The organism is Slackia sp., from assembly GCF_977041755.1.
In genome coordinates this window covers 1-13,667 of record NZ_CDRRGL010000048.1, presented here as the reverse complement: position 1 = coordinate 13,667, position 13,667 = coordinate 1, and the positions used below count along the sequence as shown (strand labels likewise).

Genomic DNA, 13,667 nt, shown 5'->3' with positions numbered 1-13,667 from the left:
TCCCTTCAACCCAAGAAAGGAATCAAAATGGGTGTTAATCTTTCTGGTCGTCCGTTCCTCCGTCTGCTCGACTTCTCCACCGAGGAGATCGAATACCTGCTGAAGCTCTCCAAGAACTTCAAAGATATGAAGCGCGCGGGCGTTCCGCATCGTTACCTTGAGGGCAAGAACATCGTTCTGCTCTTCCAGAAGACCTCCACCCGTACCCGTTGCGCATTCGAAGTTGGCGCAATGGATCTGGGCATGGGCGTCACCTATCTTGATCCCAACAGCTCTCAGATGGGCAAGAAGGAGTCCATCGAGGACACCGCTCGCGTTCTCGGCCGCATGTATGACGGCATCGAGTTCCGCGGCTTTGCCCAGACTGACGTTGAAGACCTGGCTGCCAATGCTGGCGTGCCTGTATGGAACGGCCTGACCACTGAGTGGCATCCCACCCAGATGCTCGCCGACATCCTCACCGTTCAGGAGAACTTCAACTACGACATCAAGGGCCGCACCCTCGTCTTCATGGGCGACTGCAAGAACAACGTTGCTCGCTCCCTGATGGTCGTGTGCTCCAAGCTCGGCATGAACTTCGTGGCTTGTGGCCCGAAGCACTGCATGCCTGGCGACGACGTGGTCGAGGCTTGCAAGCCGATTGCTGCTGAGAATGGTTGCACCATCCTCCTCACCGACGATCCCAAGGAAGCCTGCACCAACGCCGACGTTATCTACACCGACGTTTGGGTCTCCATGGGCGAGCCCGATGAGGTTTGGGCTGAGCGCATCAAGGAGCTCGAGCCTTATCGCGTGACCTCCGAGCTCATGGCTCTCGCCAAGCCGGAAGCCATCTTCCTGCACTGCCTGCCTGCTTTCCACGACACCAACACCACGATTGGTGCTCAGAAGGCCGAGCAGTTCGGCATCACCGAGATGGAAGTTACCGACGAGGTCTTCGAGTCGAAGCAGTCCAAGGTCTTCGACGAGGCTGAGAACCGTATGCACACCATCAAGGCTGTCATGTACGCCACCCTGAAGTAGTAGCAGGAGATTTGCAATGCCTTACATTAAGTCAGATGGAAAGCGTATTGTCATCGCGCTGGGCGGCAACGCCCTGGGCAATACGCCCCAAGAGCAGCTTGAGCTTGTAAAGCACACTGCAGCCTGCATCGTTGACATGGTTGCTGAGGGCAACAACGTCATCGTCACTCACGGCAACGGCCCTCAGGTCGGCATGATCAACAACGCGTTTGCTTTCGCATCTCAGCATGACGAGAAAACGCCTGAAATGCCCTTCCCCGAGGCTGGCGCCATGAGCCAGGGTTACATTGGCTACCAGCTCTCGCAGGCTATTTTGAACGAGCTTCGTCGTCGCGGCATCATGCGTTCCACCGCTAACGTGGTTACGCAGACCGTTGTGTATCCCGACGATCCGGCTTTCCAGAATCCCACCAAGCCTGTTGGCGCCTTCCTGACCGAGGAAGAGGCCAAGGCTAAGGCCGCCGAGACCGGCTACACCTTCAAGGAAGATGCCGGCCGTGGTTGGCGTCAGGTGGTTGCTTCTCCGAAGCCCCGCCGCATCGTTGAGAGCGACGCAATTCAGGACCTCTTCGACGACGGCTACATCGTTGTTTGCACGGGCGGCGGCGGCGTGCCGGTGTTCGAGCGCAACGATACCTACGAAGGCGTTCCTGCCGTTATCGACAAGGACCGCTCCGCTGCCATGATGGCTGCCACCTTCAAGGCCGACATGTTGGTGATTCTCACCGCTGTCGAGAAGGTTGCCATCAACTTCAACACTCCCGAGCAGGCCGATATCGACACGATGGATACCGCCAAGGCTCAGGAATACATCGAGCAGGGCCAGTTTGCGCCGGGCTCCATGTTGCCGAAGGTTGAGGCATGCCTTGAGTATGTCGGGGAATACCCGCAGGGTAAAGCCCTCATCACGTCTTTGGACAAGGCCAAAGATGCAATTAATGGCTTGACCGGTACTACCATTACCGCCTAAGCCGATCAATCCCCCTCCTCCGGGCTGGTCGCTCGGGGGAGGGAGCATTCGCGCAGGGGAAACCGAAAGGGTTGCGCGGGTGCTCTCCCAGGAAAGGGGACTCCCATGGCTGAGAAGACTAAGAAAAAAAAGGAACCCATTAGCTCCTTTAGTATTTTGCTCATCCTTTTGGTCGTTCTGGCCGTTATTTCGTGGATTGCCGCGGCAGCCACGGGCGGTACTGTTACGGCTGCATCTCTGTCAAACATTTTGACATCTCCGATTTATGGCTTCACTGGTGCTCCTACCGATATTGTTGAAGGTGCTGCGAACCCCGACACCTTCCCGGGCGGCGCACTTGAGGTCTGCTTCTTCGTTATGATTCTGGGCGGCTTCTTGGGCGTTATGACCAAGACGGGCGCTCTCGACAACGGCATTGCCGTACTCGTGAAGAAGCTCAAGGGCAATGAGCTCGTTCTCATTCCCATTCTTATGATCCTGTTCTCCATTGGTGGTACCACCTACGGCATGTGCGAAGAAACCGTGCCGTTCTACGTTCTGCTTGCGGCAACCATGTATGCTGCTGGCTTCGATGCGATGGTTGGCTCGGCAGTCGTTCTGTTGGGTGCTGGCTGCGGCGTTTTGGGCTCTACGGTTAACCCGTTCGCCGTTGGCGCTGCGGTATCTTCGCTCGTTGACGCTGGCATTCAGGTGAACCAGGGCATCATCATCGCTCTGGGCGCCATCCTCTGGATTTCCACCACGGCTGTGTCCATCATCTACGTCATGAAGTATGCCGCCAAGGTGAAGAAGGACAGGGGTTCGACGATTCTGTCTCTGCAGGAGCAGGAAGCTGAGAAAGAGAACTTTGGCAAGGACAACGCTCTCGAAGACGTCAAGCTTACCGGTCGTCAGAAGGGTGCCCTGATCGTGTTCGCCATCGCATTTATCGTGATGGTCATCAGCTTCATTCCTTGGGAAGACTTCGGTGTTGAAATCTTCCTCGGTTGGTCTGCCGTTATCACCGGCCTTCCGCTTGGTGAATGGTACTTCGTTGAGGCTGCGTGCTGGTTCTTCATCCTGGCCCTCATTATTGCCGTGGTTGGCGGTCTTACCGAGGCTGAAACGGTGAAGGCGTTTATCGACGGCACCGCAGACATGATGAGCGTTGTTATGATCATCGCTCTCGCTCGTGGTATCTCCATCCTGATGGCTGAAACCGGTATGTCCGACTGGATTCTGTTGAATGCTTCCAACGCTTTGCAGGGTGTCTCCGCGTTCATCTTCGCGCCGGCATCGTGGCTGCTCTACGTTGTGCTTTCGTTCTTGATTCCGTCGAGCTCCGGCATGGCAACCGTGTCCATGCCCATCATGGGCCCCTTGGCTGCGAACCTCGGTTTCTCGGTCGAGACCATGGTCATGATCTTCAGCTCCGCAAATGGCTTCGTGAACCTGTTCACTCCTACCTGCGGCGCGATTATGGGTGGCTTGGCAGTTGCTCATGTGCAGTATGGCACGTGGCTTAAGTGGGTAGGAAAACTGCTCGCGATATTGGCGGTCATCTGCTTGGTGATTGTCACGGTCGCAATGTGCATACTCTAGCGAGGTTTCTCCGGCTCTTTGCCTGGCGATAACCAAGGATGCGATTCCTCCACGCGGGGTTGAGCCTCCGTCGTGTGGTGGAAAAAAGGAACGGTCCCGTAAGGGGCCGTTCCTTTTGTTTTGCTTTGTTTTGCTTTGCTTGAAGAAACGACAGTATTTGTCCCTTCTTGTTATATCTGTTATAGTCAGGTATAACAAGAAGGGACATTGATATGTACATTGTTGTTAACGACATGGTTGATGAGCCGCTGTATATGCAGATTCGCTCGCAAATAATTGCCGGCATCGCACGAGGCGACCTAACGGCGGGCGATGCGTTGCCAAGCGTGCGCCGCTTGGCGAGCGATTTGGGTATTAACCTGCACACGGTCAATAAGGCATATGCCGTGTTGCGCGACGAAGGCTACATCGTGGTTAGGGGTCGTGCAGGCGCTTTCATAGCGGGGGCACAGGGCGCGAACTCGTCGAATGAAGCTGCGGATAGCCAAATGGACGATGTGTTGCGCGACTTGGCCCGGCCTGGCGCGCCCGGGGCGGCACGCTTGATGAATTTCTCGAACGTGCTGCAGCTCAAGCGAAATGCGCGTATGGGGCAAAAAGCGCCGAGGCAAAAGACGCTGAAGCGAAAGACGCTGGGGTGAAGACTCATTCTTCTTGTAGCGATTAGGGGGCAGCAATGACTACGACGACAATTATTATGTGTGCGGCATGCATGACGATTCCTCTTTGCGGAATACTGGCTGCCATAGTCCCCTATCTTCAGCGTCGCACCGAGGTGTTTGCGGTAACGGTTCCCTCTGTCGCTCAAGATGATGTGTATGTAAAGGGCCTCAAACGGAAATATGCCGTCATAATGCTTACGGTTACGGTGGTGCTAACACTCGCATGTGCAATGGCGGCGTATGCTCAGCGCCCTTTGGTTCTCTTCGTTTTGCTTATTGGCGGTACCTTCGCGCTCATGTTTGTGTCGTATGGCCTCATGCTTTTCTACCGTCGCCGCATGGTTTCGTATAAGAAGGAGCGCGGCTGGGTTGCGCAATCGCAACAATCTGTCGCTTCACTTGGAGCAGAGCCTGAAGGCTTTCCGCAGGGGCTGTCGCTGAAATGGAATTTGCTCTATATTCCCGTGATTGCCACTACGGTGGCAATTGCCGCTGTCGGGTATTCCTCCATGCCCGAATTAGTGCCAATGCATATAGGCTTTGATGGAGCGGTTGACGGGTGGGCTCAAAAAAGCGTGGGCGTCGTGCTGTTTCCCGTGCTGCTTGAGGCGTTTCTTGCCATTATTCTGACGTTTTGCCATTGGCAGATGTTTGCATCGAAGGCTTGGAAAGAGCCTGGTGCGCCTGCCTCTTCGGCCTGGGCCTATGGCATGTTTGTTCGGGCGAATTCAATTGTGCTGGTAGGCGGCGGAGTGCTGTTGACTATGGTCATGGGAATTGCCTTTGAGCTGTATATCGTTGGCGTTATCGGAATCGGCGCAGCGGTAATCGCGACGCTTGTCGCGTGCGTCCCGATGGTGGTTGCATCTATTGTGGTAAGCGTGGTGTATGGCCAATGCGGATCGCGTGTATTCCTTAGAATGCAAACGAGCGATGCTATGCTTGTCGACGATGATGATCATTGGAAGTTGGGCATTTTTTACTGGGCGCCCGAAGATGCGAGCCTGTTCGTGCCCGAGCGATTCGGCGTGGGTTGGACCATTAATTGTGCCCGCCCTGCAGCATGGGCGATTTTTGGCGGAGTCGTTGTGCTTACCGCCGTCTTTGTCGCATCATCGTTTTTGATGGTGAGTTAGGCGTTTCGCTGTGAAGTGCTCCACCGCAAGGGCCCTTCCCGTTCTGACTCGATGAGTGGGATGAGGCATGCGTTTCCTCGAGACACGTTTTTATCCTATAAGCCGACTTTTAAGGCTTGCGCAATGGGCGCCGGATTCGATCCGACGCCCATTTTTCATTCAGAGGAATGCGCTAGGTTAAACCACCCGATATGCGGGTGGTTTCGATTAAGACGTTAGTCTGGCGCGAGCGCAGCCACGCCAAGAAACCGCTCGCTATGCGGATGGTTTCGATATAGGGCGTTGTTGCTAGGGGCGCGAGATGGTCTTTTCCATCCAAATGTGCGGCTGGCCTTCGTCTTCGTAGTCGACTTCGCCGAAGCGCGTGTATCCCATGAGGCCATACCAACTCTCGAGTCGAGCTTGGGCGTGCAGGCACATTTCGGTCGCCCCCGCTTCGGTGGCGGCGCGTTCGCATTCTTCGACGAGCATGCGCCCAAAACCGCCTTCGCGCTTCTCCGGGAGTACCGCTACGCGGCCGACGGCCCAGCGCGTTAATCCTGCGGGTTCGGGGAAGGTGCGAGCGCAGCCCGCAGGCTCGCCATCTTTGTAAAGCACGATGTGGATGCAGGTGTCATCGATGTCGTCAAATTCATCGGTGTAGCCCTGTTCCTCCATAAATACGCGACGGCGAATCTCGAATGCGTCTTCTTTTACTTCTTGTCCGCGCTTTAGTTCGACATTTGGCATGGCTTGCCTCCTTCGGTGTGAGCTTGGGGCAATGATAACGAAAAAATGGAAGAAGAAAAGTAGTGCTTGTGCGCGGCGTGGTGCGATTTGTAGTGCAAATTGTGGTGCATGGTGACGCGAGCGAATGCGTTGAAGTTGAATTGATATCGCAGTTTCAAATAATGGAGAAAAAGAAAATGGCTGCTCAAATGAGCAGCCATTGTGCGTTCAAATGGTGGGCGGTGAGGGATTTGAACCCCCGACCCGATGCTTGTAAGGCACCTGCGCTCCCGCTGCGCCAACCGCCCGCAAGAATTAATTCTGCCATAACGAGCGTTTTTTGTCATTGGGAAAAGGGAAATGAGTCGAATTGTGCAGGAATGCACACGACTTAAGAAAAAGATAAAAAAGGTCGTTTGAACGCTCGAAGCTGCGCCGCCTTTCGTGGAGTATTCGCGCTATTGGAGCGAGGGCGGCTTTGCGTCGGTTTCGCGAAGCCAGGCATACGTGAAGCCGATGGAATCTGACGCATGTTCATGCCGAAATCGCGTGCGAAATACAGGGAAAGCGAGGGATGCGCGCGGCAAAACGCAACGAAAACAAAGGGGGAATCGCATGTAAATCGCATGCGCACGGGCAAGGTTTGGGCAAGGTTTCGCTGCCATGATGTCGCAAGAGCCGCATAAGCGGAAGACGAATCAAATGGGGGAGCCAATGAGAAAAGGGCGAAGCCTTATTGTTGGTGTGGTGTGTGGGGTTGTTTGCGTGGCGGGCATGATGCTCTATGCGCATGAAATCGAACTAAATGTCGAGCAAGAACGCGCAGAGGTGCTTGCGCGTTACGGCTCTACGCAGGTGGAGGCCTATGTTGCCACGTGCGATATCGCTGAAGGATCGAAGGCCGATTCGGCCAATGTGGAGCGGAGGCTCATGCCGGGCGAATTATTGCCTGAAGGAGCCGTTACCGATTTGGCCCAGATTAAGGCTCAGCCGGCCCAGGCGCGAATCTATTCAGGCGAGGTTTTGCTCACGCAGCGATTTGAGCGGGCAGATGGTTCGGTGCTGCAGGTGCCCGATGGCCTCTGCGCGGTGAGCGTGCCCGCGAAGGCGGTTTCTGCGGTCGGTGGATCGGTGCGAGCGGGCGACAAGGTGAACGTGTATTCCACTTCGGCGAAGTCGACCGACTTGCTTGTGGCCAATGTCGAAGTGCTCGCAACAAGCGCATCAACGGGTTCGAAAAAAGACGAAGCAAACGACGTTTCGTGGATAACGCTTGCGGCAAAGCCGTCTGAAGTGAACGAGCTTATCGCGGCGGCGGGTGTGAGCGACCTGTATTTCACGCTGCCTTCAGAGAAATTCGTGGCAAGCGATATGCGTTCGAGCGCGAAGGCCCAGAGTGGCGAGATGGCGGCCGATTCAGAAAATGCGGTTGAGGGCGACGAAGGAAAAAATGAAACGAGCGCCTCGAAAACGGCAGGTGCTTTGAGCGAGTCTTCCCTTTCGGCGGAAAGCTCGACGGGGGAAGCGAATGGTGAAGAGGCATCGGGTGTTGAGGGGTCATCGAAAACCCAGTTCAATGGAAAGAAAGAAGCGTGATTTCCGTGACAAAACGCGCGGTGTTGTGTGCCGATGAAGAATCGCTGCGAAACCCTCAGCTGCTTGGTTTGGAGGAATCAAGCCTGCAGGCGGTTTCTTGGATTGAATGCTGCGCGACTGCGGAAGAATGCCGTCGTGCGGCGCGGCGAGACGGTATCGAGGAAGCATGGGTCGTTTCCTGCGACGACATGGAGCCGCTTAATGTTGCGGCGGCGCTGAAATACGATGATCCATTCAAAAAGGTGTATTTGGCGTGTGCGGTGAACAACGGATCACTTGCGAGCAGGGCATCTGTTGCGAAGGTCGATGGTGTGCTTTCCCAAGCGTGTTTTGTAGATCGCTTTGTGTTTGCAAAAAGCCTTTGGGATGAGCGCGGCAGGAAAATCAGCCGCGAGGAGGAAGAGGGCCCGTCGTTCGATCGCAATGACGGCTGCGGAAAAGAACCAGATATGAAACCCGCCAACGGCGCAAAAGCCTGCGCTGAGGAGGGCGAATGCGAATCGCAGGCATCCTTGGTTTCGGATGGTCCGACGCAATCGTGCAAAGAAAGGCGCTGCGTTTCCAAAGAGGGAGCCGGGACGGTTGTGGCGGTTGTCGGAGCGAGCGGGGGATGCGGAAAGAGCACCATCGCCACGTTGCTGGCTTCGCTGTGCGCAAAGGCGGGGCTCGTAACGCTTGCGATTGATGCCGATTTGCAGTTCGGCGATATGCATCGCATGCTAGGCGTGCGCGAGCCCGTTCGAATGGATGAGGTCGTTGCGAACCCGTCGCTCATGACGCGTTTGAACGAAGACGCCAAATCAACGGGGAAGCCATCCCTTGTCGCGGCGCCCTCGCGTTTGGAATCTTCCGAAGAAATTGCTGGTGAGCTGCCTGATATCATCGATGCCGCACGGGGCGATTACGATGTTGTCGTGGCATGCGCCGGTGCATTTTGGAGCGAAATCCATGCACGCCTTATCGAATCGGTCGATTCGGTCGTCTTCCTTATGGATGCTCGTCCCACATCGCTTGAGGCAACGGTGCATGCTGTCGAGCTGTGCGCGCGTATGGGGCTTGCGACGAGCGGTTTTGTGTATGCGATTAACAAGCATGAGCGCGAGAGCCTGCTTTCTGCCGTCGACGCATCGTGCGCCTTAAAGGGTTCAACGGCGATTGAGCTCTCAAATGGCCGCCGCGATGTGGAAGAGCTTCTAGGGGCGGGCTTCGTGCAGGAATTCATTGAATCAAGAAACCCGCTTACAGATGAGGTCGTAGTGCTTCTTGAGAGAATTCTTTCAGATGAGCAGGTAAAACGCGTATCTCAATCCCTTTCGTCAAAAAGTAGGCGCGGGCGTCTTTTCGGTAGAAAGGCAAGGCGATGACGCTCTCTTCGCGCGTTCGTCTTGCTGAAGCGGAAGGCACCGCGATTCGGGCGCGCGATGACGGGTGGATGCTTGACGAGTTGAAGGAAGATGCCGGTCGCATAATTCCGGGGGATGTGCTCGCGCGGCTCGCGGATGAGAATCCTCGTCGTGCGCGCAGCGAATTGCAAAGCGCGTGCAAGCAGGCGTTTGCTTCGCCGCGATGGGCGGGCAGACCGAACGAACTGAAGACGCGGCTTTCGCGTGATTTGGAGGATATCGTATTCGGTATGGGCCCTTTGCAGGCGCTCGTTGAGGATCCGACTATCACCGAGGTCATGGTGAACGGAACGTCGTCATTGTTTATCGAGCGGTCGGGCCTGTTGGTGCGCGAGGCGGCGGTGTTTTCTGATGAGGCGCAGGTTCGTGCGCTCATCGATCGCATTTTGGCTCCGCTTGGCCGTCGTGTTGACGAGAGTTCCCCTATGGTCGACGCGCGCTTGCCTGGCGGCCATCGCGTGAACGTCGTGATTCCGCCCATAGCTCTCGATGGGCCGACCATCACCATTCGCAAGTTCGCCAATACAACGATGACGCTTGGGAATATGCGGCGTGCGGGATCGCTCGACAGCCGAGTTTCGCGACTTCTTGTTTGGGCTGTTCGAACGCGTAAAAACATCGCGGTTCTCGGCGGCACAGGGTCGGGTAAAACCACGCTGCTTAACGCTCTTTCATGTGAGATTCCGGCAACCGAACGCATTGTGACCATCGAAGATTCGGCGGAGTTGCGTTTTACGGAGCATCCTCATGTGGTGCGCATGGAGGCGCGAAAAACTAACGCCGAAGGCGTAGGCGAGGTCACGATTCGCGATTTGGTGCGTAACGCATTGCGCATGCGTCCCGACCGAATAATCGTTGGCGAGTGTCGTGGCGCCGAAACGTTGGAAATGCTTCAGGCCATGAATACCGGTCACGATGGGTCGCTTACCACGCTGCATGCCAATTCGCCCGAGGACATGATTATTCGCTTGGTCACCATGGTGCGCTATGGGTTCGATTTGCCCGTAGAGGTGATTGAAGAAAACATCGCATCGGCGATCGATGTTGCGGTGCAAACGTCGCGCTCGCGCGATGGCAGGCGTTTCGTAAGCGCAATTTCCGAGATGCGTCGTGGTGATAATTCGGCATGCGTGGCCGATCCTTTGTTTACTCGGCGATTCCTCGAAAGTGAGGGAGTGTGGGCACGGGCGCCTTCGTGGCTCGATGATGCGGTAGATATGGGACTTATTGAGGGCGAGGAGGTGGCGTCGTGGAAGCGGGCGTGTTCGCTTTCGTAGCGTTTGTTGCAGCGTTTGGATGCGCGTTTGTCGTGGGAAGGTCGGTATTTCTTGGCTTTGAGCGCGCTATGGCTGCGACTCGTGGGGTCGCTTACGCGTCGCAGAGGGCTCGCGTGCAGGGCGCGGCGAATGGGCGAGGAGCTGGGCGTTTCTCGATTTTGCGCGCCCGCGCTCGCGATGCGGCTTGCCGGGTGTCGCTGTATTACGTGAGAAATGGCGTCGCGTCGTTTCTTCCCCTTTGCAAGAGAATCGTTTCGACGCCCGCTGGACAATCGTTTCGCGATGCCTCGAGATTGGCGACGCGAAAAGGGGTCGACACGACTCCCGAAGGGCTTGCTTCTCTCTTTGTCGTCTCAGTGCTCGCTCTCGCAATTTTGTTGCTTGTGGTGTTCCGGTCGTTTGTGGTGGCGCTCTGTGCGCTGGTCCTTTGTGTCGTCGTCTTACGAGTTGTGCTGACTCGCGCTATCGAAAAGGAACGTGCCCAATTGCGCGAACAGGTTCCCGATGCGTTGCGGTGCATGGAGGCGTGCATGCATGCGGGCCTGTCTCTTCCGCAAACGTTTTCCGAGGTAGCTCAGCAAATCGATCAGCCAGCGCGCAGCCTTTTTGCCCGCGTGTCGCGCGATTTGGATCTGGGCTATTCGATGAACGAGGCGCTCGAGCATTTTAAACAAGTTGCCGAGTTGCCGGAGCTTTCTTTCGTCGCTATGGCGCTTGACGTGCAGTATGCGTGCGGCGGCAGCGCCACCCCAGTTTTGCGTTCGGCGGAAGAGTCGATTTCTCGAGACTTGGATTTGCGTCGTTCTTTGCGGGTGCAAACGGCGCAAGCGAAGCTTTCGGCCCAAATCGTAAGTGTTATGCCATTCGCGCTTGTATTTGTAATTTCCGCGGTCGATCCGGCGTTTTTGCATCCGTTCTTCTCGAGCGCACAGGGGATTGTTCTGCTTTTGATGGCGATTGCGATGCTTGGGGGCGGCGTGCTTTTGGTCCGGCGAATGCTTGCGGTTGAAATCTAGAGCGAGTTTGGCTTTGTTTCGGTTGGTCGGTTGGGGGTGTGCCATGGAAGCGATTTTGGTCGTTGCGGTTGGGCTGTTCTCCGTGATCGCATTCGCGAATTTGTTTTCCTGGGGAGTCGATTGTCGACGTGAGCGCCGTCGCAGAAAGCGCGCAAGAAGCGCTTCTGGCGTTTTGCCTTGGAGCGGTGGCGAAAGGCGACGTACGGTGTCGCGTCGCCAAAAGGAGGCATACGAGCTGGCGCTTGAGCGGCACGTTCCAGAGATGATTGATGCGCTTGCGCTTGGCATGCGCGCTGGAATGTCGTTCGAGCGGGCTTTTCGATTGTATTGCTTTCGATTCGATGATGAGCTGGCTCTTTTGTGCCGGCAAGCGTGCTTGAAGTGGGAAAGCGGTTTGGTTTCCCGCGACGATGCGCTGCTCGAGCTCGGAGTGGGGAGCGGCGTGACATCGCTCGAGCGATTCGCGAGCAACGCAGTTCGTTGCCTGCGCTTTGGCAGCCCGATGAATCGCATGCTTGAGGCGCTGGCGAGTGAAGCGCGTGGGTGTTACAGGGCGAAGATGGAAGAGAAAGTGGCCAAGGCCCCCGTGAAGATGCTCGTGCCCACCGCGGTGCTCATATTGCCAGCCATGTTGATTGTCGTAATGGCCCCGGTGTTTTTGGGGTTCGTGCAATGAAAAGGGGGAGTTATGGAATCGAAGATTGTGAAGAATGCAAACGTGCGTTGCGGTGTCGCGGTGCGGCGTATAGGGGAGATGCGGGAGCGTTTGGGCAGTTGTGCGCGTCGTCGTATGGCGCAAGCGCATATGCGTCTCATGAACGAAAAAGGGCAAGGAACCACGGAATATGCAATCTTGGTCGGGGTGCTTGTTGTAATAGCGATTGTGGCAATCACGATGTTTCGCCCGAAAATCGAGGAGCTGTGGAATGCGATCGCCAACGGCATAAACGGGCTTTAGCGAACGGGCGAAACGCGTTGCTCAATGCGGAAAACGGCCAGTCGACGGTTGAGTATGCCCTGGTCGTTACGGCTTTTATCGCGGTTGCAATCGGATTGTCCGCTTTTATCCATGCGATAGATTCTGGGGCTTTTGCCGATGTTGTTCTGCAGCCTATGACCCATCGTCTTGCGAAAGGGGTTCTTGATGTGCTGGCGTTTTGAGCCCCCTATGCGTCTTCGTGGCGCGTGCGGGCAGGCGACGGTTGAGGCGGCGTTGCTTATTCCCGTGTTGCTTTTCGGCCTGGTTATTGCGGTGCAGCCCGGCATCGTGCTGTTCGATCGTGTGGTAATGGAGGCGGCTGCGAGTGAGGGCTGCCGAGTGCTCGAGACGGCTTCCGCTGCGGATGAAGACGAGGTTGTTGAATACGTACAGCGTCGACTGGGCGCGGTGCCTGCTGTTTCCGCCTTTCATGAGGGCCCGTGGGATGTCGAAGTGCAGGGCGTGGGGCAGGACGGCGAATGCGTTTCGGTACGCATTTCCCATGAATACAAACCCTTGCCGCTCGTGGGGCAAGGGTTGGGCTTTTTAGGTCTCGTGGGCGGTAACGGCCTCGTTCGCCAAGAGGTTTTTCGCGAGATGGACGTCCATGACGATTGGACGCTGGAATCGGAATTCGGCCTTTCGTATGAATCATGGATTGACCGATGGGAGGAAAAGGCATGAGGCGTGCTGGAAAGTCCAAGTTGGATTCTCGCTGCAACTCGCCGCGCGTCGTGGCCGACTTGTTTCGCGGCGAAAGCGGCTTTACCACCCTTGGCGCCGCCCTTGCCATTCTCCTTTCGTGCTCGCTGCTCTTTTTCGGGCTCTGGACGTCGCGGTCGCTTTCGCGTGCGGCGGGCGTGCAGGCCGTGGCCGATTCGTGTGCACTCGCCGCGGAAAACGAAGTGTCTGAATTTGTGCTAGCGGTACGTGCGGCCGACGCCACGTTGCTCACGCTATCGCTTACAGGAATTTCGCTTCTAGGGGTTGGCGCGGTGTGCTGTTGCGTTCCTGGTGCGCAGGCGGCAGGGTTGAAGTTCCTTGATGCGGGGCGGGCGGTTCTGAATAAGCGTGAAGATGTGGCTCGCGCAGAAGAAGCTGCGCTTAACGCGGCTCAAAAGGGCTTGGTGGTTGCGGCGCAGGCGCAGGCTCAGGTAATCGCTTCTGAAAATGCCGAAGCTATCGGGCTTGATGCAATTGCCTACGTGGAGCTCGTGCCGTTCGATGCGCCCGATATATCGTGCGGCGTAGGGCATTCTGCGGCGCGTGCCGTCCAGGTCGCGCTTGACGAAAGCGCCTCTATTTCCGAAGGCGCG

Annotated in this window: 13 protein-coding genes, 1 tRNA gene and 1 pseudogene; 13 read left to right on the top strand and 2 right to left on the bottom strand. The window is 56.4% G+C overall.

Going from position 1 to position 13,667, the window contains the following annotated elements; all coding sequences use genetic code 11:
* Window positions 1-27: 27 nt before the first annotated feature.
* The 5 genes from argF (at window position 28) to ACWI8T_RS05120 (ending at window position 5,372) form a co-directional block, all read left to right on the top strand.
* Window positions 28-1,023 carry an ornithine carbamoyltransferase gene (argF, locus tag ACWI8T_RS05140; protein ID WP_449138190.1) on the top strand — a complete coding sequence of 332 codons (996 nt, stop codon included), beginning with the start codon at window positions 28-30 and terminating at the stop codon, window positions 1,021-1,023.
* A 16-nt stretch (window positions 1,024-1,039) separates the two neighbouring features.
* A complete protein-coding gene (arcC, locus tag ACWI8T_RS05135) occupies window positions 1,040-1,993 on the top strand; it encodes a carbamate kinase (RefSeq protein WP_114615186.1) in 954 nt (317 codons plus the stop codon).
* A 105-nt stretch (window positions 1,994-2,098) separates the two neighbouring features.
* Entirely contained in the window at window positions 2,099-3,574 is a 1,476-nt protein-coding gene (locus tag ACWI8T_RS05130; RefSeq protein ID WP_123218997.1) for a YfcC family protein, read from the top strand.
* Window positions 3,575-3,786: 212 nt separating this feature from the next.
* Window positions 3,787-4,215 (top strand): GntR family transcriptional regulator, encoded by a 429-nt coding sequence (locus ACWI8T_RS05125; protein ID WP_449138189.1) that lies wholly within the window; start codon window positions 3,787-3,789, stop codon window positions 4,213-4,215.
* A 35-nt stretch (window positions 4,216-4,250) separates the two neighbouring features.
* Window positions 4,251-5,372 carry a DUF1648 domain-containing protein gene (locus ACWI8T_RS05120; protein WP_449138188.1) on the top strand — a complete coding sequence of 374 codons (1,122 nt, stop codon included), beginning with the start codon at window positions 4,251-4,253 and terminating at the stop codon, window positions 5,370-5,372.
* A gap of 288 nt (window positions 5,373-5,660) precedes the next feature.
* On the opposite strand, the gene ACWI8T_RS05115 is transcribed toward ACWI8T_RS05120, so the two are convergent.
* Complete coding sequence (locus tag ACWI8T_RS05115) at window positions 5,661-6,101, bottom strand: GNAT family N-acetyltransferase (protein WP_449138187.1); 441 nt, start codon at window positions 6,099-6,101, stop codon at window positions 5,661-5,663.
* A 212-nt stretch (window positions 6,102-6,313) separates the two neighbouring features.
* Window positions 6,314-6,388: transfer RNA gene (locus tag ACWI8T_RS05110), tRNA-Val, on the bottom strand.
* Window positions 6,389-6,794: 406 nt separating this feature from the next.
* Here ACWI8T_RS05110 and cpaB point away from each other — a divergent pair.
* The 8 genes and pseudogenes from cpaB to ACWI8T_RS05070 all read left to right on the top strand — a co-directional run.
* Window positions 6,795-7,676, top strand: coding sequence for a Flp pilus assembly protein CpaB (gene cpaB, locus ACWI8T_RS05105; RefSeq protein ID WP_449138186.1), 882 nt, complete (start codon window positions 6,795-6,797; stop codon window positions 7,674-7,676).
* The gene (locus ACWI8T_RS05100; RefSeq protein ID WP_449138185.1) at window positions 7,673-9,040 is read left to right on the top strand and encodes an AAA family ATPase; all 1,368 of its coding nucleotides are present in this window, start codon (window positions 7,673-7,675) and stop codon (window positions 9,038-9,040) included. The genes cpaB and ACWI8T_RS05100 overlap by 4 nt, the downstream gene beginning before the upstream one ends.
* Window positions 9,037-10,356, top strand: coding sequence for a CpaF family protein (locus tag ACWI8T_RS05095; protein ID WP_449138184.1), 1,320 nt, complete (start codon window positions 9,037-9,039; stop codon window positions 10,354-10,356). The genes ACWI8T_RS05100 and ACWI8T_RS05095 overlap by 4 nt, the downstream gene beginning before the upstream one ends.
* 485 nt (window positions 10,357-10,841) lie before the next feature.
* The gene (locus ACWI8T_RS05090) at window positions 10,842-11,372 is read left to right on the top strand and encodes a type II secretion system F family protein (protein ID WP_449138183.1); all 531 of its coding nucleotides are present in this window, start codon (window positions 10,842-10,844) and stop codon (window positions 11,370-11,372) included.
* Window positions 11,373-11,577: 205 nt separating this feature from the next.
* Window positions 11,578-12,048, top strand: a complete 471-nt coding sequence (locus tag ACWI8T_RS05085; protein WP_449138182.1) for a type II secretion system F family protein — start codon at window positions 11,578-11,580, stop codon at window positions 12,046-12,048.
* Window positions 12,049-12,060: 12 nt separating this feature from the next.
* On the top strand, window positions 12,061-12,330 hold the full coding sequence (locus tag ACWI8T_RS05080) for a Flp family type IVb pilin (RefSeq protein WP_449138181.1): 270 nt from the start codon (window positions 12,061-12,063) through the stop codon (window positions 12,328-12,330).
* 186 nt (window positions 12,331-12,516) lie between these two features.
* Window positions 12,517-13,035: a TadE family protein gene (locus ACWI8T_RS05075; RefSeq protein ID WP_449138180.1), complete on the top strand. Its 519-nt coding sequence runs from the start codon at window positions 12,517-12,519 to the stop codon at window positions 13,033-13,035.
* A pseudogene (locus tag ACWI8T_RS05070) lies at window positions 13,032-13,667 on the top strand (hypothetical protein); the annotation flags it as partial. The gene ACWI8T_RS05075 and the pseudogene ACWI8T_RS05070, both read left to right, overlap by 4 nt.

Bases quoted from the DNA above. Each gene is read 5' to 3' on its own strand.
- ACWI8T_RS05125 (WP_449138189.1), top strand. From the start codon at position 3,787: ATGTACATTGTTGTTAACGACATGGTTGATGAGCCGCTGTATATGCAG.
- ACWI8T_RS05080 (WP_449138181.1), top strand. From the start codon at position 12,061: ATGGAATCGAAGATTGTGAAGAATGCAAACGTGCGTTGCGGTGTCGCG.
- ACWI8T_RS05095 (WP_449138184.1), top strand. From the start codon at position 9,037: ATGACGCTCTCTTCGCGCGTTCGTCTTGCTGAAGCGGAAGGCACCGCG.
- arcC (WP_114615186.1), top strand. From the start codon at position 1,040: ATGCCTTACATTAAGTCAGATGGAAAGCGTATTGTCATCGCGCTGGGC.
- cpaB (WP_449138186.1), top strand. From the start codon at position 6,795: ATGAGAAAAGGGCGAAGCCTTATTGTTGGTGTGGTGTGTGGGGTTGTT.
- ACWI8T_RS05130 (WP_123218997.1), top strand. From the start codon at position 2,099: ATGGCTGAGAAGACTAAGAAAAAAAAGGAACCCATTAGCTCCTTTAGT.
- ACWI8T_RS05075 (WP_449138180.1), top strand. From the start codon at position 12,517: ATGTGCTGGCGTTTTGAGCCCCCTATGCGTCTTCGTGGCGCGTGCGGG.
- ACWI8T_RS05115 (WP_449138187.1), bottom strand. From the start codon at position 6,101: ATGCCAAATGTCGAACTAAAGCGCGGACAAGAAGTAAAAGAAGACGCA.
- ACWI8T_RS05120 (WP_449138188.1), top strand. From the start codon at position 4,251: ATGACTACGACGACAATTATTATGTGTGCGGCATGCATGACGATTCCT.
- argF (WP_449138190.1), top strand. From the start codon at position 28: ATGGGTGTTAATCTTTCTGGTCGTCCGTTCCTCCGTCTGCTCGACTTC.